The sequence below is a fragment of the Alteromonas lipotrueiana genome, from assembly GCF_019249245.1.
Taxonomy (GTDB): domain Bacteria; phylum Pseudomonadota; class Gammaproteobacteria; order Enterobacterales; family Alteromonadaceae; genus Alteromonas; species Alteromonas lipotrueiana.
The window spans coordinates 1-21181 of record NZ_JAESDK010000030.1 but is presented as its reverse complement, the minus strand read 5'-3'; the positions used below and the strand labels follow the sequence as shown (position 1 = coordinate 21181).

The 21181-nt window shown below is 46.3% G+C and carries 22 protein-coding genes; 5 read left to right on the top strand and 17 right to left on the bottom strand.

Annotated features, from left to right (window positions below; genetic code table 11):
* Nucleotides 1-39 precede the first annotated feature (39 nt).
* The 8 genes from prpC to JK130_RS15955 form a co-directional block, all read right to left on the bottom strand.
* Complete coding sequence (prpC, locus tag JK130_RS15990) at nt 40-1161, bottom strand: bifunctional 2-methylcitrate synthase/citrate synthase (protein WP_218355334.1); 1122 nt, start codon at nt 1159-1161, stop codon at nt 40-42.
* A gap of 66 nt (nt 1162-1227) precedes the next feature.
* Entirely contained in the window at nt 1228-2109 is an 882-nt protein-coding gene (gene prpB / locus JK130_RS15985) for a methylisocitrate lyase (protein WP_218355333.1), read from the bottom strand.
* A gap of 33 nt (nt 2110-2142) precedes the next feature.
* Nucleotides 2143-2802: a GntR family transcriptional regulator gene (locus JK130_RS15980; protein ID WP_218355332.1), complete on the bottom strand. Its 660-nt coding sequence runs from the start codon at nt 2800-2802 to the stop codon at nt 2143-2145.
* 223 nt (nt 2803-3025) lie between these two features.
* Nucleotides 3026-4363: an MFS transporter gene (locus JK130_RS15975; RefSeq protein ID WP_218355340.1), complete on the bottom strand. Its 1338-nt coding sequence runs from the start codon at nt 4361-4363 to the stop codon at nt 3026-3028.
* A gap of 239 nt (nt 4364-4602) precedes the next feature.
* Nucleotides 4603-5184 carry a BON domain-containing protein gene (locus JK130_RS15970; protein ID WP_218355331.1) on the bottom strand — a complete coding sequence of 194 codons (582 nt, stop codon included), beginning with the start codon at nt 5182-5184 and terminating at the stop codon, nt 4603-4605.
* Between the two features lies 1 nt (nt 5185).
* Nucleotides 5186-5785 (bottom strand): phosphoheptose isomerase, encoded by a 600-nt coding sequence (locus tag JK130_RS15965; RefSeq protein WP_218355330.1) that lies wholly within the window; start codon nt 5783-5785, stop codon nt 5186-5188.
* Nucleotides 5786-5811: 26 nt separating this feature from the next.
* Entirely contained in the window at nt 5812-6156 is a 345-nt protein-coding gene (locus JK130_RS15960) for a YraN family protein (RefSeq protein ID WP_218355329.1), read from the bottom strand.
* Nucleotides 6157-6158: 2 nt separating this feature from the next.
* A complete protein-coding gene (locus JK130_RS15955; protein ID WP_218355328.1) occupies nt 6159-8153 on the bottom strand; it encodes a penicillin-binding protein activator in 1995 nt (664 codons plus the stop codon).
* Between the two features lie 81 nt (nt 8154-8234).
* Here JK130_RS15955 and rsmI point away from each other — a divergent pair, with 81 nt between their 5' ends.
* Nucleotides 8235-9083, top strand: coding sequence for a 16S rRNA (cytidine(1402)-2'-O)-methyltransferase (gene rsmI, locus JK130_RS15950; RefSeq protein WP_218355327.1), 849 nt, complete (start codon nt 8235-8237; stop codon nt 9081-9083).
* A gap of 54 nt (nt 9084-9137) precedes the next feature.
* On the top strand, nt 9138-9404 hold the full coding sequence (locus JK130_RS15945) for a hypothetical protein (RefSeq protein WP_218355326.1): 267 nt from the start codon (nt 9138-9140) through the stop codon (nt 9402-9404).
* Nucleotides 9405-9482: 78 nt separating this feature from the next.
* On the opposite strand, the gene nspC is transcribed toward JK130_RS15945, so the two are convergent.
* From nspC to JK130_RS15925, 4 genes are all read right to left on the bottom strand, one after another.
* On the bottom strand, nt 9483-10613 hold the full coding sequence (gene nspC / locus JK130_RS15940; protein ID WP_218355325.1) for a carboxynorspermidine decarboxylase: 1131 nt from the start codon (nt 10611-10613) through the stop codon (nt 9483-9485).
* 14 nt (nt 10614-10627) lie between these two features.
* The gene (locus JK130_RS15935) at nt 10628-11830 is read right to left on the bottom strand and encodes a saccharopine dehydrogenase family protein (RefSeq protein ID WP_218355324.1); all 1203 of its coding nucleotides are present in this window, start codon (nt 11828-11830) and stop codon (nt 10628-10630) included.
* 200 nt (nt 11831-12030) lie between these two features.
* Complete coding sequence (locus JK130_RS15930) at nt 12031-12432, bottom strand: hypothetical protein (RefSeq protein WP_218355323.1); 402 nt, start codon at nt 12430-12432, stop codon at nt 12031-12033.
* 130 nt (nt 12433-12562) lie between these two features.
* Nucleotides 12563-13486 (bottom strand): 1-aminocyclopropane-1-carboxylate deaminase/D-cysteine desulfhydrase, encoded by a 924-nt coding sequence (locus JK130_RS15925; protein ID WP_218355322.1) that lies wholly within the window; start codon nt 13484-13486, stop codon nt 12563-12565.
* A 93-nt stretch (nt 13487-13579) separates the two neighbouring features.
* Here JK130_RS15925 and JK130_RS15920 point away from each other — a divergent pair, with 93 nt between their 5' ends.
* On the top strand, nt 13580-14098 hold the full coding sequence (locus JK130_RS15920; RefSeq protein ID WP_218355321.1) for a chalcone isomerase family protein: 519 nt from the start codon (nt 13580-13582) through the stop codon (nt 14096-14098).
* Nucleotides 14095-14634, top strand: coding sequence for a DUF3833 family protein (locus JK130_RS15915; RefSeq protein WP_218355320.1), 540 nt, complete (start codon nt 14095-14097; stop codon nt 14632-14634). The genes JK130_RS15920 and JK130_RS15915 overlap by 4 nt, the downstream gene beginning before the upstream one ends.
* A gap of 239 nt (nt 14635-14873) precedes the next feature.
* On the opposite strand, the gene JK130_RS16800 is transcribed toward JK130_RS15915, so the two are convergent.
* The 5 genes from JK130_RS16800 to JK130_RS15890 form a co-directional block, all read right to left on the bottom strand.
* Nucleotides 14874-16259: a sensor histidine kinase gene (locus JK130_RS16800; RefSeq protein WP_218355319.1), complete on the bottom strand. Its 1386-nt coding sequence runs from the start codon at nt 16257-16259 to the stop codon at nt 14874-14876.
* Nucleotides 16256-16930 carry a response regulator transcription factor gene (locus JK130_RS15905; RefSeq protein ID WP_218355318.1) on the bottom strand — a complete coding sequence of 225 codons (675 nt, stop codon included), beginning with the start codon at nt 16928-16930 and terminating at the stop codon, nt 16256-16258. Before JK130_RS15905 ends, JK130_RS16800 begins: the two co-directional genes overlap by 4 nt.
* Nucleotides 16931-17014: 84 nt before the next feature.
* On the bottom strand, nt 17015-18766 hold the full coding sequence (aceK, locus tag JK130_RS15900; protein WP_218355317.1) for a bifunctional isocitrate dehydrogenase kinase/phosphatase: 1752 nt from the start codon (nt 18764-18766) through the stop codon (nt 17015-17017).
* A gap of 150 nt (nt 18767-18916) precedes the next feature.
* Entirely contained in the window at nt 18917-19591 is a 675-nt protein-coding gene (locus tag JK130_RS15895; protein WP_218355316.1) for an SDR family oxidoreductase, read from the bottom strand.
* Nucleotides 19592-19615: 24 nt separating this feature from the next.
* The gene (locus JK130_RS15890; protein ID WP_218355315.1) at nt 19616-20491 is read right to left on the bottom strand and encodes an SDR family oxidoreductase; all 876 of its coding nucleotides are present in this window, start codon (nt 20489-20491) and stop codon (nt 19616-19618) included.
* Between the two features lie 316 nt (nt 20492-20807).
* On the opposite strand from JK130_RS15890, the gene JK130_RS15885 reads away from it, so the two are divergent.
* Nucleotides 20808-21181, top strand: a 374-nt coding sequence (locus JK130_RS15885; protein ID WP_218355314.1) for a transposase, incomplete at its 3' end; no start/stop codon positions are given.

Below are 21181 nucleotides of genomic sequence, written 5' to 3'. Positions count from 1 at the left end.
AGCCGCATAAAAGGATGCCCGGTTATTATTAAAAAAGGATTATCGTGCTTCGATAGCAGGAACGTCGCGTGGCTCTTCGCCTGTGTATTCAGCTGAAGGGCGGATAATTCGGTTGTCGGCACGCTGTTCCATAACGTGGGCAGCCCAGCCGGTAAGACGCGACATTACGAAAATAGGGGTAAACAACTTAGTGGGAATACCCATAAAGTTATAAGCTGAAGCGTGGAAAAAGTCTGCGTTACAGAACAGTTTCTTTTCACGCCACATTACCTCTTCGCAACGCTCTGAGATAGCGTACAAATTCTTATCGCCAACCTGCTCAGACAGCTTCTTAGACCACTGTTTAATAATATCGTTACGTGGATCGCTGTCTGAATAAACCGCGTGACCAAAGCCCATGATTTTTTCTTTACGTTCCAGTTTACCCATCATTTGCTTTTCAGCATCTTCAGGTGAACTGAACTGTTCAATCATATCCATGGCAGCTTCATTCGCTCCGCCATGCAATGGACCACGTAGTGAACCAATTGCACCGGTAACACACGAATGCATATCCGATAAGGTAGAGGCGCAAACCCGGGCGGTGAACGTTGAAGCATTAAATTCATGTTCAGCGTACAAAATCAATGAAACATGCATCACCTGTTCATGCAGGTTTTCTGGTTTTTTACCATGCAGCATATGCAGAAAATGACCGCCGATGGAATCATCATCGGTTTCTACGTCAATACGCTCGCCATCATGACTAAAACGATACCAATAGCAAATAATGCTAGGAAAACATGCCAGCATACGGTCGGTTACGGTGTGCTGTGCATCAAAGCTTTCTTCGGTTTCCAGATTACCAAGCACCGAACAACCGGTACGCAGAACATCCATAGGATGCGCATCTTTAGGAATACGCTCAAGCACCTCTTTTAAAGCCTGAGGCAGCCCGCGTTGTCCCTTTAGCAATGTTTTGTAATCGGCCAGTTCAGTCTTATTGGGTAAATGACCCTTTAAAATCAGATGAGCCACTTCTTCAAACTGACACTTGTTGGCTAAATCTTTGATATCGTAACCACGGTAGGTTAAACCTGAACCAGATATGCCTACTGTCGATAATGCTGTTTTACCGGCTACCTGGCCGCGAAGGCCTGCGCCACTAAGTTGTTTTGCCATGAAATATCTCCGCTTATAGTGTGTAGGATACTTGTTAGAAATACGGGTTAAGCTGCTAAAAACAGACTACTTGTTTTTACCTTGTTCGAATAAATTGTCGAGTTTCTTTTCGTACTCGTGATAACCAAGATAATCGTACAAATCCATTCTGGTTTGCATATCATCAACCACGGCTTTTTGGTCACCGTCTTTCAGAATATGCTGGTAGACACGTTCTGCAGCTTTGTTCATTGCTCTGAAAGCACTTAATGGATATAAAACCATAGCGGCGCCCCATTGCCCAAGGTCACTGGCATTCCACAATTCTGTTTTACCAAATTCGGTAATATTAGCCAAAACAGGAACATCTAATGCGTCAGCAAAAGCACGATAATGTTCTTCTGTTTGAATGGCTTCGGCAAAAATTCCATCGGCGCCTGCTGCTACATATGCTTTAGCGCGCTCTATGGCCGCCTCTAAACCTTCCTGAGCAAAAGCATCGGTTCGCGCCATGATGAAAAAATCAGGGTCGGTACGAGCATCAACTGCTGCGGTAATACGGTCGACCATTTCTTTGGTAGAGACAATTTCCTTATTAGGACGATGACCACATCGTTTCTGCGCTACCTGGTCTTCCATATGCACAGCCGCAGCGCCGGCTTTTTCCATATCGCGAATGGTTTTGGCAATATTAAAAGCTCCGCCCCAGCCCGTATCGATATCGACCAACAAAGGTAAGTCACAAGCACTGGTAATACGCTGTACATCAACCAGCACATCGTTAAGAGAGGTCATGCCCAGGTCGGGAAGACCATAAGAGGCATTCGCTACGCCACCACCAGAAAGATAAATTGCCTGATGGCCAATTTTTTTGGCCATAATCGCACTGTAGGCATTAATAGTGCCTACGATTTGAAGGGGATGATTGGCGCTTAGCGCTTCACGAAACTTTTTACCTGCAGATTGCATAAAAACCTCTTTGAGTTTTAAAGTATAGAAAATTCAGACGGTTAACTTGCTTTCAATGTTGCGCTGAGAATAAAGAATATGACGGCGCATCAACATCTCAGCCAATTCTTCATCACGATTGGCAATAGCCAGAGCAATATTTTTGTGTTCTATAAATGCGGTGGTCACTCGGGGGCCTGCCATACCTAGCTGTACACGATACATACGAACTAAATGATATAGGCCGTCAATCAGTACATTGATAAGGTGAGTGTTTTTGCTGCCCTGAACAATGCGGTAATGAAAATCCACATCGCCGGCCTCCTGGTAATAAGATTGGTCCTCTTTTACCTGGGCACTGTGCTCGTCAAGCAGGTGTTGTAAATCCTGAATTTCCCCATCGCTCATATTTCGGGCAGCCAGTCGTGCCGCCATACCTTCTAATGACTCTCTGACCTGATACAGCTCTTTAAGCCCCGCGGCCGAAAGCGTTACTACTTTTGCGCCAATATTGGCTTTTCGTTCAACCAGATGACAGCTCATCAACCGGCTAATGGCTTCACGAATAACTGCGCGGCTTACGGCGTAGCGACCAGAAAGCTCAGTTTCGCTAAGTTTCGCGCCGGCCACAATGACGCCTTCGACAATATCCTTTCGTAGCTGAAAAAAAGTTTTTTCAGCGCTGGTTATTGCAACTTCGATGGGCAATGTCATGGTCTGGATAATGTTAAGAAGATGTATTGTGTCGACAATGTAGAGGTTTTATCTGTGGTTGTCAAAGTTTGAAGGAGAGATTGTCGACAAAATCGACTCAGCGCAAAGCGGTAAGCGTAACCCCGGTCTATACTACAGAGCCCATCGCTTACCCTTCACCTACTTCCTTGGAATACTTAATAGAAATACCTAAAATGGACAGATAACTGCGCTATGTTCACGGTTAGTATTTTTTCAAAATACTGCTACCTGCATGGGCGGGTAAACGTAAACTGTCGACAATCGAAAGCAGTGCAATAATCGCCATCATACCCATGGTTAACTGAAAATCTATCAGTTCGGGCTGTTCGGCCGAACCGGCTAAAAGCAGTGTTGCAAGCGTTAACGCAAGCGCGCCAATAGTAATGCCCAGTCCTCTGGTCATTTGCATAATGACCGCGCTTAGCGTGTTGGCATCGCGAATTTTGTGTTGAGGGATGTCAGCAAAGCCTAACGTATTGAGCACCGTCAAATGCATAGAGCGGGTCATGCCACTGGTAAACAAAATCAGACCTAATAGCCAACCCGGAGTTTGCAGGGTACAAAACGCTAACGCTATAAAGCCGGCTGCGATGAGTATCGTGTTGTACGTCAACACCTGTTTAAAACCAAAGCGGTTCATTATCCAGGTGGTGGCAGGTTTGATGGCCAGATTACCGGCAAATAACCACAGCAGCACCGTGCCGGCCTGAATAGGTGAGTAGCCCATTCCCAATTGCAGCATAAGCGGAATAAGAAAGGGAGCGCTGGACAGTGCAATACGAATAACCGAACCGCCAAAAATGGTGGCCCGAAATGTTCGGTAACGAATGGCGTTTAGCGAAAAAAGCGGCTGGTCAGCGCGTAGCATATGGCGAATATTTAAACCAATGACCAGGGCGCCTGCGGTTATCAGAATTACCGGCCACAAAGGCTCGCCTGGGTGACTGCTTAATAGTTCTAGTCCAGCCATTAACGTACCAAAGCCAGCGCCACTTAGCACAAACCCTTTTAAGTCGAAGCGCTGGTGCTCGCCTTTTTCGTTATCAAGCAATAAATAAGTAAAAACCAGCGCCACAGCCCCTAATGGAATATTGATAAAGAAAATCCATGACCAGTGCCAGGTTTGTGCTATCCAGCCACCTAAAACCGGCCCAATCAAAGGCGCTCCCAGGGCCGGCCAGGTTAAAATAGCCATGGCTTTAACAATTTTATCTTTGGGTAAATGCCGTAAAACCACCAGCCGGCCCACCGGCACCATCATGGCTCCGCCTACGCCCTGTAAAATTCGCGCAGCGGTAAATTCCTGCAAACTGGTACTTAACCCACACAGCACAGAGGCACTTACAAACAATATGATTGCCAGCGAAAAAATACGTCGGGCCCCAAAGCGGTCAGCGGCCCAGCCACTGATAGGAATAAAAATAGTCACCGCTACCAAATAAGCACTTACGCCAACCGAAAGATGCGCTGCCGGCACGTTAAAATCCTGAGCCATAATGGGCAGGGCAGTGGTAATAATGGTGGCATCCAGTATTTCCATAAACAGGGCAGCTGCCACCAGCAGGGCGGTAGCGGTTTTATTTTCAGTTCCAGACATGACTTTGAGTACTTATTTTTTCAGGTGCCCGACATATTGAAGTAAATGGCTAGGCAAAGGCTGGCAGCGTAGAAGTGCAGCTTAGGTCTGTTCAAAAAGATACAATGATTATTGAATTTTGGGTTGAATAGATCAGTCGGTAGCAAACCACCAGGTTTACCCCCGACCGCTTTTAAATATACTTATAAAATTTCAAAGGCCCGTACTACCCGGGTTACGCCATCTACATTACGTGCAATATCCACCGCATAGGTCGCTTCCTGATTGTTTACTCTGCCCATTAAAAATACTTCAGCATTTTGTACAACCACGCGGATTTGCATAGCCGGCACATTTTCGCTGGTCAGTAACTTCGCGCGAACCTTGTTAGCCAGCCAAATATCATACGCCTGGGACGAAGCGCCTAGCGGTTCACCCACCCGTACCTGATTATGAATTTTTCGCACATGTTCGACTTCTTTAACCTGGGCAATAGCCTGACTTATTAACCCGCTATCAGGGGCCTGGCCAGTAACTAACGCCACGCCGTTATATATATCGACCTGCAGATTCGTTTCCTCTTTTAAACGCTGATTTTCGGCCCAGCGAAATGAAACCTTACCTTCTGCGTTTTTGTCATCTAACTGAGTTCCTACTGTACGGCGGTCATGGGCCACTTTTGCCGCCGCGGCGCCAGCCCCTACCGCAATTACCGCGCAGCCCTGAATACTGCTTAAGGTTACAATAAGCGCAAGCGAACATGCGCTAAGCCATTGTCTGGTCATATTACACAGATTCCGGATGTTCAGCAGGAAACAAGCTGTCATCAATGCATTCACACAAATTGTGAATAACCAGCAAATGAACTTCCTGAATACGGGCGGTACGATTTGACGGCACCCGAATTTCGACATCGTGGTCGTTCAAAAAGCCGGCCATCTCACCGCCATCTTTTCCGGTTAAAGCAACAATAGTCATATCACGGGATAAGGCGGCCTCCATTGCGGCAATAACATTTCTTGAGTTACCACTGGTTGAGATAGCCAGCAAAATATCTCCAGATTGACCTAGTGCACGAACTTGCTTAGCAAAAATTTCGTCATAGCTGTAATCATTGGCAATTGAGGTAATAGTAGAGGTGTCGGTACTTAATGCAATCGCCGGCAGGCTGGGTCGATCGCGCTCATAGCGATTAAGCATCTCAGAGGAGAAGTGCTGAGCATCACCGGCAGAACCGCCGTTTCCGCAGCTCAAGATTTTATTACCTCGAATAAGCGCTTCTACCATCATATGGGCTGCTTTTTCGATAGAGTCGGGCAGGGTTTCTGAGGCTGCAATTTTAGTTTGAATACTTTCTGTAAAATTGGCTTTTATTTGTTCAATCATAGTGATGACTACCTGAGATAAATAACTTAACCAGCAATGTTTTTAAACCATTGCAGATGATCATTGTTAAAGGTTACCACATCAAAGCGCTGTGGTGTGTGGTTTGGGTTATGCCCCTGATCAATCAAAAACCGGACAAAGGTTTTGGTCATTTTTGTGAGCTTGGCCGCCGTTACAAACTCGGCCGGATGACCATGATGATGACTGGCCCGGGCTTTTACTTCAACACATACCCAGTACGCGCCATCACGCATAACAATATCAAGCTCACCAAAACGGCTATGTACATTACACGCCACTAACGTCAGACCCTGTTGCTGTAAAAAGGTTACCGCACGTTGTTCAGCCTGCTGTCCCAGGCGCCGCGACATAGTTACCGGGCCATATTAAGTTGTTCAATACGCTGATTGTCAATCATAGCCTGGGGTAACAACCGCTTTAACTCGCCGGTATTGTTACCCGATAGTGTCCCGGTCAAACCCTGATATTTGATTTGAGGTAACAAACTTAATGTTTCGACATAAGGCAGCATTTGGTAGGCATCAACACCAAAAGCAAAAAAGCGCGATTGTGAAGTGCTTTGGCGTGGCCATATTGCTGATGTTTCCTGTTTTAATGTCGTCCAGCGATTTTCAGGCATTAGCCAGGGCATATCGATAAATCGAACATTTTGCAGATCACGCCATTGATTATTACTGCTGTCGTACTCCATTGAGCGTGAGGTGGCATAGACTGGCACGCTTTGGCCATCAAACGGGCTCAAGCTGGCTTCTATCATCGGGTTTAACAACTCAGTTTGTTCTGCAGACGCAAACACCACAATCGCGTCAATATCGCGCCGGTTACGAGTTACATTGTAGAGTTTTTCGTTCACCATATAACGTATTTGATCGATACGCTCTTTGCTTTGAGCGACACCTAAAGATGCCGTAATACCTTCTTTCAACGATTTGCTGTCGGTATACCGTACAATGTCCAGTTCTCGTGTTTGATTAACTTGTTTATCATCGCTTAGTTGTTTCCAGCGAGTCGAAAAGGCGTCAAGCAAACGCTGGTAAATCGCCCCTTGAGCGGCAACCACAATAGGTGCTCGATGACCTTGTTTGAAAATTTGCTCGGCAAGCTGGTACGCTTCATCTTCAGGCGCCAGCGCAAAAAATGCAGCATGGCGTGGCAGTAAGTTGTTTACCTGTAACGCTTCGGGAATTAAAGACAACGCTGAGTCAGACAGCGCGCGGTGTGTAGGCAGCCCGATACGATTTAACGCCAGTAAGCGGGTTTGTGTATCAAGTCGTGGGGCAATCGCTTCAATGGTTTCTTTTAGCAAGGGGCCGATAACCCATTTGATATTGCTCAGCTCGTTAATAATTTGTTCGGCAGTTTTATCGTTGGTATCAATAAAAGTAAGCTGTCTGGCGTGGCGACGAGACTCGTTTGCTGACTCAAGATAATACCCGGCCAAAATACCCTGCTTAATGAGCTCACCGGTTGCAGCGAAACGACCCGTCAGCGGTAATAAAACTGCTACATCGTCTATGTTATTAACCGACAAGCTTGCGGCATGTTCAATTGCAGGGGGTAAATGCTGCACCAACGGCTGACCCCGATAAACTTGTTTGAATTGCTGTAGTTGGGATGCCAAAGCCTGATGATTTAACCCATACGTTACCACCAAATCGCGTAAGGCCAGGTAGGGTTGTAACGCCGGATAGGTGCTGGCAGCCGTATCAGACACCTCGGCTTTGTTCACCCATTGCCATAACAGGGCAACCGTATTCGCGTCAGGTTGTTTATACTGCACCATGGCATTGGCAGCGGCCAAATAATCCCCCTGACGCTCATACAAAGCGGTCAATGTGCGTAACTGGCGTGTTTTGAGGCCGGTTTCTGTGTCTAACGGTAATAATAAGTCAATAAGCCGGGCAGGTTCGGCTTTTGGAGCTCCTATGTAGCTTTGAGCAATGAGCGTATTGGCGCGAACTTGCTGTTTACGCTCTAACTGGTCATTGTTAAGCATCAGCAGAATTTGTCTGGCTTGTTGCGGCCGGTCCTGTTGCAAATATGCCGTGGCGGCGTCTAATAAAAGGGTATCTCGCTGCGCCTTGTCGCTTTGCTGCTGCCAAATCTGACGTGCGTTTGCAATAAGCGCTTCGGGAGACAATGTTACCGGCGGTTCTTTGCTTACGGTGTCAGGCGTTGATACAGGCGCAGGCCGCTGTTTTGATGGGCCACTACTACACGCTGTCAGGCTAAGAACAGCACTAAAGAGAATACATTTTAAAACCAGATGAGATGAGCTTGCCAGATGCACGCTGAATCCTTTTTTGACCAGATTAACCCGTTTGGTGTCAAGTTTATCTGAACGCACAGGAAAATCTATGGTTAGCGTGATAAACCGGTCTTTAGGCGTGTTACACTTTTAACTTTACAAACAACACTTCAGGTAAGCATGAGCGAACACGCCACCCTTTATATTGTACCCACGCCAATAGGCAATCTTGATGATATTACCGCTAGGGCATTACATACACTGGAAAGCGTAGATTGGATTGCTGCTGAAGATACCCGTCACACCCAACGTTTGCTGCAACATTTTGGCATCAAGACCCGCACTATGTCGTTGCACGAACACAATGAAGACAAACGTGCAACCTTGTTGGTGCAGCGGCTACAAGGGGGCGAGTCGGTTGCCCTGGTCAGTGACGCGGGCACGCCGCTTATTAGCGACCCCGGCTTTGTGTTTGTACGTAAATGTCGTGAACATCACATTAACGTGGTGGCTTTACCCGGACCCTGCGCGGCTATTACCGCTTTAAGTGGTTCGGGGTTACCTACCGATCGGTTTATCTTTGAAGGTTTTTTACCGCCCAAAAGCCAGGCGCGCAGCGTGGTATTAAAGCAATTGAGCGATCGGACCTGCACCACTGTGTTTTACGAAGCGCCCCGGCGTATTCGCGATACCTTAACCGACATAAAAACGGTGCTGGGCGATGAGCGCCAGCTGGTTATGGCTAAAGAGTTATCTAAATCTTACGAGGCATTTGTTAGCGGTAATGCTCAGGATATTATTGATTGGCTCGATGGTGAAGCGGGGCGCCAGAAAGGCGAATTTGTACTGATGATCGCCGGCGTACAAAAAGTGGATGCTGATTTGCCCGCTCAGGCCCTGGAATTGCTTGTGCAGCTGACCGCAGAACTGCCCCTGAAAAAAGCGGCAGCGATTGTAGCGGCGCATTATAAGCTTAAAAAGAATGCGTTGTATCAGGCAGGGTTGGCGCTAAATAATTCAAATAGCTAATCAATTTGTGTTGCTGCGCCGTACCCATCCTAAATTATTAACAGGAGATGCACTATGGTTGCCCGTAAGTTAAAACTGGAAATTCAGGACGGTAACTGGATGGTTAACGTGATTGAAGAGAACAATGATGACGGCAAGTATGAGTTGCTGCACCCCAATAAAGAAACTGAAATTCAGGTTGATGAAGATAAAATGCAGGGGCTGGAATACAACATTGTAGCGAAAGCCGGCACGCGCTATAAGCTAACACTTGATGAAATTGTATTAGCCGAGGGCGAAGTGGACGATACGGGCGTAGCCAATGGAAAAGGCGTTATTTAAACCATTGCCCGTATAAACCAAAAAGCCACATTTCAAAATGTGGCTTTTTCAATTAACACGCAACAAAAATAATACGACTCAGGACAAACGACCTTTAAAATCCTCGTATGAAAATTCGCGAACCAGCTCAAATTTTCCACAAGTGCGTAATATTCCGATAGCCGGATGTTCAACACCGTTAAAAAACGTCGTTTTTACCATAGTGTAATGCATCATATCTTCAAACTGGATACGGTCGCCTGGTTGCAAAGGCGCATCGAATGAGTATGTATCAATGACGTCACCCGCCAGACAGGAGTTACCACCTAGTTTAATGTCGAACGCTTTTTCACCGCGCTCACCAGCTTGGGCGATATCCGGTCGATAAGGCATTTCTAACACATCAGGCATGTGGGCGGTGGCTGAAATATCTAAAATAGCGATATCACCCTGGTTGTTTACTACATCGACCACTTCGGCAATCAAAGGGCCGGTTTGCCAGGCAACGGCCGAACCGGGCTCCAAAATAACATCTAAATGTGGATACCGCTGTTTGAAGTCTTTTAACACTCCAATTAAGTGCTCGACGTCGTATCCTTTTTTAGTCATTAAATGACCACCGCCTAAATTAAGCCATTTCAGCTTATCCAGCCATGGCCCGAACCGTGCTTCAATGGCATTAAGTGTGCGCTCAGTAGCGAAAGAGTCACATTCACACAAATTATGACAATGAAAGCCATCGATACCACTTAGGTTTTGGCCATCAAGTTGATCTGCACGAATTCCCAAGCGTGAGCCCGGCGCTGCCGGATCGTAAAGGGGCGTATTCGCTTCCTGATGTTCAGGGTTAATACGCAAACCTAGCGACACACCTGGTAACGCTTCCTTATAAGTCTGCCACTGGGACAGACTGTTAAACGAAAGGTGATTAACCAAATTGGCCAGCTGGGTGATGTCGGCTTGTTTGTAAGCCGGGGCATAGGCGTGCACCTCTTTACCCATTTCACTGGCAAGTCTTGCTTCCCATACCGAGCTGGCAGTCGCACCATGTAGATAAGGTTTTATGATGTCGAAGCTCGACCACATAGAAAAACCTTTAAGCGCCAGAATAATTCTGGCGCCGGACGCTTTTTGAACTCGCTCCATAAGTTCAAGGTTTTCTATTAGTCGCGCTTCTTCAAGCACATAGCAAGGTGATGGAATATCACGGCGCTGGGTCAGATTGGTCAAAGGACTCTCCTGAATTAGCGGCTAAACGGGCTGGTTTCACATTCCAGAACGTGCCATGGCAGGCCATGCTGGTTTAGCTCTTCCATAAATGGGTCTGGGTCAAATTGTTCCATGTTCCATACGCCCGGTTTTTTCCAAACCTTGTTTAGCATCAGCTTAGCACCAATCATCGCTGGAACACCGGTAGTGTAAGACACGGCCTGCGCACCCACTTCTTCATTGGTTTTGGCGTGATCGCAATTGTTATAGATGAAAATAGTTTTTTCCTGACCGTCTTTCATACCTGTAATATAGGTGCCGATACAGGTCATTCCCGTATAACCTTCAGCCAGCGAACCTGGGTTTGGAAGTACGGCTTTTAAAAACTCAAGCGGCACAATTTGCTGGCCTTGGTGCTCAACCGGCTTAATGCTGGTCATACCGATACCTTCAAGTACGCGCAGGTGGTTCAGATACGCATCGCCAAAGGTCATCCAAAACCGCGCGCGCTTGATAGTCGGAAAATGCTTTACGATAGACTCAAGCTCTTCGTGATACATCAAATAAGAAGGTCTGACCCCGATATTTTGATAGTCGAGATCTTCACGAACACTTAGAGGGTCGGTTTCTTTCCATTCGCCATTTTCAAAAAACTTACCACGCTGGGTGATTTCACGAATATTGATTTCAGGATTAAAATTAGTAGCAAAAGCCTGGCCGTGATCACCGCCATTACAATCGACAATATCTAAGTAATGGATTTCGTCAAAGTAGTGCTTGGCTGCGTAAGCAGTAAAAACATTAGTAACACCGGGATCAAAACCAGAACCTAATAACGCCATGATGCCAGCGTCTTTGAATTTATCCTGGTATGCCCATTGCCAGTGATATTCAAACTTGGCTTCGTCTTTAGGTTCGTAGTTTGCAGTATCAAGGTAATCTACACCCGTTGCCAGACACGCATCCATAATGGGCAAATCCTGATAGGGCAGGGCAAGATTAATAACCAAATCAGGTTTGGTTTGATTGATCAGTTTTTCAACTTCGCTGGCATTGTCCGCATCCACTGCAAAAACCGCTTTCACGCGATCTTCGCCCACTTCTTTTTGTAGGGCTTCGCATTTTGAAACGGTGCGGCTGGCCAGGTAAATTTCATCAAATTGTTCGGGCAAACGGGCACATTTTTTAACAGTTACACTTGCGACGCCACCGGCGCCAATAATTAATACTCGAGACATAGGGTCAGTTCCAAGGCCGTTGAAATTTGCGCTGAATCCTAGCAGACATCATTAAATTGGCAAGCAAAGTTGATGCAGCTGGTACCTTAAAAGGGTTATGTAGTGTTAACCAAATCTAACAAGATTAGCAAACACAAACGCCCCGTCTATACTGAAAATATTGACGAGGCGTACTATTTTATAAATACGAATCTTGCCGTTTAGCTGGCAATAGGCGGAGAAACGACTATTTTTTTGCCAACCCGAAAATAAGGATAAAGCAACAGGTTTTCTTCACCGTCAGGACGGGTAGTGGTAATGGCAATAGCGTCAAGTTTTTCATGAAACTCGGTTTGCACACTAGCGGCATACACCAGCACACTGTAGCTATTTGAATCAGTAGTCGTATCGATGATACGCCACTGAAGCTGCTCGATGAGATAACTTTCATTTTGATATTTAACTTGCTCATCGGAAAATAAGCAGCCCACCTTGCCATCTTCGTAAATAGCCGCGAAGGGATAGATAGCCTCACAGTGAGGCAGCATTATTTCACACAGCGTTAAAGCGCGTGTGACTAAAGCCTGTAGGGGCTGAGAAAGTTGGGTTGGACCATTTATCATGGGAAAAACCTCCTGTGCCTTCACCGGCAGCCGATGACACAATAAAAACGGTTATAAATTGAGAAAAACGCAAAGATGCTTAAACATCTTGCCTGCCGTAATAATTTAACGAAAAAAACGATCGCTCAGATCAGTTTCTGTTGCCTTGTAACCCGCCGGTGTGAAGTAGCACCAGCTTGCTGCCAGGGGCAAAGTCGCCTGCAGCGATTTTTTTCTTCATTGCTAAAAACAACTTGCCTGAATAAACCGGCTCTATGGGGATATCGTACTGATGATGCATTTGGGTACATAATTCCAGCACTTCAGCATCGGCTTTTGCATAACCGCGGCCGCAATATTGATGTTCTATATGCCAGTTTTCTAACGTGTGCGTTAATAAATTGCTCACCAGCGACTCAAGATAGTCAACGCCCTTTAAAACGGCAATACCAATAACCTGAGTGCGCTCAAAAGACGGCTGTATCGCACAATACTGGGCAAGTCCTGCCAATGTTGCTCCACTGGCCACGGGCGCAATAATCGCGTCAATGTTTTCTGTCTGAGTGCGCAGTTCCTTGATAATTTGCCCTACACCGTGAAGCGCGGTTTGGTTGCTGCCACCTTCAGGAATTATAATGCTGTCAGGGTAGCGTTGACCAAGCTGGTGCAGATAATCAGGATGGTTACGTTGTTGATATTCAATGCGACTTACATAGCAAACTTTGCTTTGCCAGCGCTGTAAGTCGTGCAACATAGGCGTGAGATTCTGACTATAGTCGCCTCGCACAATAGCGGTAAATAAAATACCCAGCTGCCCGCACAGATAACCTAAAGCATGCAAATGATTCGAGTATCCGCCGCCAAAGCTTACGATATGGGTGGGTAATGAGGAGCATTGGACTAACTGCTCACTCAATTTACGCCATTTATTGCCTGATATGATCGAGTGCAGTGTGTCGTCACGCTTAATAAACAACCTTAGATGCTGCGCACCAGGCCAGTCTGGTGTAAAAGGTTGTAAAGGGCTGGGTCGTTGAATACTTAGCCTGCTTTCTAACGTAGACGAGGTGAGCAATTGCGTAAATCCGGTTTATACAAATTTGTAATGCATGATCATAAAGTTTGCCAGACCGGTATTCAATTTAAACCTGTTTATAAGGATTCGGCCATGCGTTTTTGTCTGCTGATAATGTGTTTATTTGCATTTAGCGTTAGTGCAGAGGTTTCTAACCCGATAAAAAAGGCAATGGAAGCCCCTGCTAAAGTGGGCGAAGCTCGCTTTTCCCGATATTTTTGGGATATTTATGATGCCACGTTGTATGCGCCTGACGGAAAATGGCAAAACAAGCCGCCCTTTGCTTTAAGGCTGGTTTATCTGCGCGATATTGAAGGAAAACAGATTGCGAAGCACAGTATCAAAGAGATGAAAAAGCAAGGCCTGGACAATGAACAAAAATCTCAGCTTTGGCAAACGCAGATGCAGGATATTTTCCCGGATATCAGCAACACCGATGTACTGACAGGCATTGCCACAAACAATAATAGCACCCAATTTTTCTACAACGGGGAAGCTATTGGAACAATAGAGGATGCTGACTTCACCCAGCGGTTTTTTGATATTTGGTTAGGTGAAAATACTTCTGAACCCGAATTTCGTGAACAACTTCTGAAAAAGGCAAAATCATGAAAAAAACATTTCAGGCATTATCATTTGCAGGGAGTCTGGTGCTACTGGCAGGGTGTGCAGGGGCCCCAGAGGGTCAGACATATCAACAGATACAGCCTAAGTTAAACATAGAACAATTTTTTAACGGTAACGTAAAGGCCTGGGGCATAGCGCAAAACTGGAGCGGTGAAGTCGTACAGCGTTTCAAGGTCGACATAAACGGCCGAATCGAAGGCGATACGCTGATTATGGATGAAACCTTTGACTACGGCGTAGGAGATGGGCCCAAACAAAGAACCTGGAAAATTACCTCAGATGGTACAGATTCATTTATTGGCCGAGCCGCAGATATAGATGGTCCGGCGCAAGGTACCAGTTATGGCAATGCGTTTAATTTTACGTATGAGATGGATTTGCCAGTGGATGACACAACCTACCATGTAAATTTTGACGACTGGTTTTTTGCTTTTGATGATTCAACCTTGATGAACAAGTCGTACATCAAAAAATATGGTGTAGTGGTGGCCGAAGTTACTATTTTTATGCAAAAACAATAGCCCTGTTTTGTGTATTCACGTCAGCAAAGAGCAGTAGTTGCTGGCGCAATACACCATGGACTCTTTGTTTTAGCGATAGACGTTCATCTCACAATATAGTCTGGTTTTGATGGATATAATGTTAATCGGGTGGACTCTTGAATAGGCAAAAACCAGTTTAGGCTGAGCTCGATTAACGGCCTATTGTTCGGCTCCGTTATTTATGAGGACGTGGTGACCAAGTGTCAGGCCCGATGGCTCTAGCCACAAAGCGTATCATCTTTTGCAAAAGTAATAAAAACACCGAATCCAGAGCCGGCCAAAAGCGGGTCGGGCGTATAGTAAATGGTACCATGGTGAAGCTCGGCAACGGCTTTAACCATGGACAAACCCAGCCCATTGCCCGCGGTAGTTCTGCTTGCCTGAGCCCGGTAAAACCGTCGGTCAAGCTGAGCAAAATGTTTTTCGTTAAGACCCGCTCCGTTATCAGATACGCCTAACACAATACGCTGGCCTACAATAGCCAATTTTATTTCCACATAGGCCCCTGTACCAGCATATTTGACCGCATTGTCCAGCAAGTTTGCCATCATCTGAAACAACTGATTCGGATCGCCATGCAGCATTACCGAATCAATATGCTTGACCAATGTCATTTGATGTTCTTCAAAATAAGGCTCGTAAAGGTCCACCACATCGCGCAATACTTCGGTCAGGCTGATGATGGTAAATCCCTGACGTTGTCGTTTGCTTTCTATTTCAGCGATGCGCAACAAGCCACTGAACATACCTAATAAGTTGTCAGCTTCAGCCTGCGCCTGGGTTTTAATTTCCCCTTCAGGCAGTCGATCTAATTTTGAGCGCAAACGGCTTAATGGTGTGCGCAAATCGTGTGCAATATTGTCAGAGACCGATTTGATGTTTTCTACGGAAACTTCAATTTTATCCAGCATACGGTTAAACACCACAGCCAGTTTGCTTAAGTCGTCCCAGTTACTGTCTATGGCAAGGCGTTCGGTAAGGTTGCCGGTTTGCATAATCGAATCGGCAGTTTGCGACATTCGGTTAATACGGTTTACTACATACATAGCCACACCAAAACTCAGGCCCGAAATACAGCCTAGAACGGCGACAAATACCCAGCTGAAAGATTGGCCTATCCATTGTGCGGTGTACAAATCTTCAATGTCCCGGGCAACAAACAGCCGACTGTTATCCGGTAGCGTAATATCTTTGAATAAAACCGCCCGCTGGGCCTCATCAAGGCGTGCTCCTGATAGCATTTCGGCGCTAAATACAAACTGAAAAAAGTCGGTATCCTCAGGCACGGTTAAACGGTCTAGAGAGGTTAGATTTCCGGCCAAAAACCGGCCTTCAGCACTTTGCAGACTTACCAGAGTGGACGAGGTAGAAAATGGATTGTTGTTGATAGCCTCAATAAGCCCGGCGCGACCCTCGGCGCGATACCAGGCCTGGTATCCCCACACCTGCGCATCAACCGCTGCGCGCGCCTCGTGCAATAGCGTTTCTTCATTTGAAAGCGACCATACATAAATGACAAAAGTCATAGCGGCGCTTGATAGCAGAGTAAGCAGAGCACCTAACCGGAAGCTGGAGCTTCGGGTAAAGGTGCGAATTGCTATCACGGTTGATTTTCCGCGATACGATAGCCTGTGCCGCGCACAGTTTCGATTAACGGCACATTAAATGTTTTATCAACCTTTTGGCGTAGCCGGCTGATGTGAACATCGATAACATTGGTCTGTGGATCAAAATGATAATTCCAGACATGTTCAAGCAGCATCGAACGGGTTACTACCTTGCCCCGATTACGCATCAGGCACTCCAGCAGTTGAAATTCTTTTGACTGAAGATCAATTTCGGTGTCCCCGCGCGTCACCTTACGGTTTAACAGGTCAAGGGTCAGGTCGCCTACTTTTAAGGCGGTAGTGGTGTCCTGAACCCGCCCGGCAAGTCCCTCTACACGGGCCAGCAGCTCTTCAACGGCAAAGGGTTTTGTCAGGTAGTCATTAGCTCCGGTGCGAAGGCCTTGTACTTTATCTTCAACCTGACTTTTTGCACTTAATAGCAGTACGGGAGTTTGATTGTCGTCTTCACGCAGCGAGCGCAATACCGACATACCGTCCTCTCCGGGCAACATAATGTCCAGGATAATAATATCCCACTGACTTTGGCGAGCCGTTTCCAGCCCGCGGGTTCCATCACTGACCACCGTTGTGTCATGACCAGCGGCATCAAGCCCTTGCTGAACATGTTCGGCAACCGTTACATCATCTTCTATTATCAACGCTTTCATGATACGCAAATCTTCCCGTAGGCAACTATCCGTTTGGATGCATCGTCGTTAGTTTTACAGGTCCAACTACATAAACCGATCACTTTACCTACTGTTATAGGGGCGAATTTTTGATTCACCTGGTGTTTCTCTGGGAAAACACATCTGCGAATTATACGGCGTAAAATTTTGCACTTCGCCACGTTGAGCGATACGTTGCATTTCGCGCCAATAGCTGGCGGTCAGTAAGTTTCCGTGCAAGGTTTTTAGCAGGGTTTTTAAGTGGCGTTTGCCCACAATAAAATGTTCAAATTGTTCGGGAAACACATCATCAGGGGCCACCGACAATGTGTCGATGGCATAAGGATCATCACTTTTGGGTAGCGCCCGGAAATTACGATTCTTCATTAAACAAATCTCGTCGTAATCGTAAAATATAACGCGGCCATGGCGGGTAATACCAAAGTTTTTCGAGAGCATATCGCCTGGAAATATATTAGCCAATGCAATTTGCTTGATACACAAACCCAACTCGTTAATAGTATGACGTAGCTTTTCGGGGTCGGTTTCCTGCTCCAGATATAAATTAAGCGGGGTCATTTTTCGCTCTATGTACATATGGCGTATAATTAACTCGCTTTCGGTCAGCTCAATACTTGACGCGCAGGTGCGTTGCAGTTCTTCTAACAATTCATTACTGACCCGGTCTCGGGGAAGTTTGAAATTAACATATTCGTGGGTGTCAGCCATGCGTCCTACCCGATCAGACATCTTCACCAATTTGTAGCAGTCTTTTACGTGCTGACGGGTAATGTTTTTACTTTCGGCAAATTCATCTTTAATGATTTTAAACACCACGCCATAAGATGGCAGATGAAATACCATCATAACCAGGCCGCGGGTACCCGGGGCTGCTTCAAAACAGTCGTGGCTACGTTGCAGGTGGGCAAGAAAGTCGCGGTAGAATACGGTTTTACCGTGTTTAAAATGACCCAAAGCCATGTACAGTTCAAAGTGTTTTTTGTTTGGCAATAACTCTTGTAAAAAAGCAGTAACTTCTGCCGGATACAAAGTGTCAGCCATAAAATACGAGCGCGCAAATCCAAAAATAACGCTTAAATCTTTGCGGTCAGTTAGTAGAGCATCGACAAATATGGCCTGGTTAGCATTGGTTTGTAATGCAATTACAAAGGGTAATGTGTGTGAAGGCATACATATCCGGCCAATGACATAAGCGGCCTTCGAGCGATAAAACACAGGCTGTAACATTTCTACTGCGGTAACACTTGCCAGTTGTTTTCTGGTAAGCCGCTCTCTTAATGCCTGTTCAAGATGACAAAAGTCACGTTCTTTGTCTTCAAACGGTACATTAAACCGGTACACCTTAAACAACGTCTGGTACATTTTTCGAACCGTCGTCGACGGGTCAAAACTATTAATAACTTTGTGGCGATGGTGGCCGGGTAGATAACATTGACTGGGTTGTAAGAACATCACTTTGTTGTCAATTTTTTGATGCTGAAACAAGCGCCCGATAACAGAGTTATAGAAGGTTTCGGCCAACTCGAACTGTGGGTGTCCAGAAAGTAAGCTTTCAAAATGCTGTTTTAATATTTGCCAAAACAACTCGTTTTGCTGATGTACAGTGACATCGTGATAAATATCGGCTACTGCTTCAGCCAGACTGGTTTCATAAATAGTAATGCGTTCTTTTACACACGATTGGGTTGCCTGCCATTGACCTTTTTCGAAGCGTTCCTGCGCCCCGCGGGTAATACGGGAAAACCATCGAAAGCTTTTATCAAAATGCTGCAAAATGCGGTAGGCGATACGCCCGGCTACTTGCTGCTCATTCACATCAGACCCCACAATAATCAGGTTTACGCATTGGTGTAAACGCTTCAAAAGACCTAATGTAGCCTGACTATCGACAAAAGAACATGGGTAAAAAAAGACAAACGCGGGGCCGGCCTGTCAGATACAGGCCGGCTTACACCTGATGAAATGTTAGTTAGTAGGCATCAGATAAATCTCGCGTACACTATTGCGTTGGTTAGCATCAATAGCGAACACCACCGCGTCGGCCACATCTTGAGGTTGTAGCTTGTCATCTTTTGCTTCATCAAAAAATGGGGTATTGACTACTCCAGGACAAATGGTCGTGCATCGGCCTCCCCATTCTTTCATTTCTTGCGCCAGGTTTTGACCAAACCCGTAAGCAAACCATTTTGATGCCCCATAAATGGAGCCTTGTATAGGTCGACGGCCTGCCCCTGAACTGGTCAGAATAAAATGTCCTTTGGTTTGGCGCAAATGGGGAAGGGTAAGATGTGCGCTCCATAATAACGCTTTTACATTAATATCGATTAACGCATCCCAATCTTTTGGGTCGCCGTTTTCGGTACCCGCCTGTGACACGCCTTTTCCCGCGTTGGCAAACACAACGTCAATACGCCCGTAGTGTTCTGCTGTTTGCTCGACCACCTTTTGCTGTTCTTCATAAGAGGTCGCATCGGCCGCAAAAGCCACCGCATTGTCTTTTCCAAGTTCATCGACTAATGTTTTCAGTTTGGTTTCACGACGCGCTGTCAGAGCCACTTTGTGGCCAGCCTTAACGGCAGCTTGCGCAGTGGCTTTGCCAATACCGCTGGAGGCGCCGGTGATCAATATAATTTTAGACATAAGATTCCTTAGATTTGCTAAATATTAACCTGCGCGCGTACTGCCGCCCAGTAAAGTAATAACCTGACCGGTTAAGTAACCAGAGTCAGCGTTTGAAGCCAGGTATACGTAGGTAGGAGCCATCTCTTCAGGTTGCGCCGGACGTCCATAGGGTGTCTTTTCACCAAAATGCTTTGCACTTTCACGACTGCGTTCCGCCGGATTTAATGGCGTCCAGACCGGCCCCGGTGCTACGCAGTTCACCCTGATTTCACGATCGACCAATTCTTGAGCCAGGGTCTTAGTGAACGCATGAATCGCACCTTTAGTTGACGAGTAATCCAGCAAGCCTGCAGAGCCTTCCAACCCGGTAATTGAGCCGGTATTGATGATCGCTGCCCCTTTTTGTAAGTGCGGCAAACTGGCCTTCACCATCCTAAAGTAACCGTAAATATTGGTTTGAAAGGTTTTATCCCACTGTTCAAACGACAAGGAATCAACATCATCCACATGATTTTGAAACGCAGCATTGTTTACCAGAATATCCAGCTGACCAAACTGCTCCAGCGTTTTGGAAACCACGTTTTCGCAATTATCGGGTTTGGTCACGTCACAACAAACCATCAGCGCTTCGCCGCCGGCTTCTTCTACGTATTTGACGGTTGTCTTGGCGTCCTGTTCCTCCTCGGGAAGATAAGTCAGTGTAATTTTTGCGCCTTCACGAGCAAACAGTACAGCCACAGAACGGCCTATGCCTGAATCGCCGCCAGTGATCAGCGCTACCTTTCCGGAAAGTTTGTCGGCACTTTTATATTGCGAGGCGGTAAATTGTGGCTCAGGGTCCATAGAATGCTCCTGGCCCGGTAAGTCGCCAGTATCTTGCTTTGAAAATGGGGGGGTGGGGTATTGATGTTCAGACATAGACACACTCCTTAGCATTGAAAGACGATGAAGATAAATGCAGGAGTTGTTCCAGATGAAAAGGGTAGTGCGCAGTGAAAAATAAAAAAGGCGAAAAGGTAGTAATAAGGTCGTATGAAACTAAAGTTTCATTATTGGAAATAGTTTAAGAAGCGGTTCACAAGCCGGTTTAGAACGATAAACACAATTGTTAAGCCGTTTCATATTGCTAATATAACGTCACTTAATTTTTATAAATGTGTGGGCAGGTAAGAAGGAGAGTGTAAAAATATCTGTGTAAATGGCATTCTTATCAACTCCTTAGAAGGATATCGGAATGCCAATATCAGACAAACTCATCGACCAACTGCTTGACGACTGTGATTCACCAGAAGACATTTTAGGCGAAGCTGGCCTGCTCAAGCAGCTTACCAAGAAGGTTGCTGAACGAGCGTTAGAAGCCGAAATGGAAGCCCATCTGGGCTACGCGCCCAACGATGCGACGGGTAACAATAGCGGCAACTCCCGCAACGGCAAAACGAAGAAGCGTGTTCGCAGCACCAACGGTGATGTTGAGCTCAATATTCCCCGCGATCGCAATGGCAGTTTCGACCCCAAATTAGTACGCAAAGGCGAACGTCAACTAAACGGCTTTGATGAGCGCATTGTCGCACTCTATGCCCGCGGCATGACCACGCGCGATATTCAGGC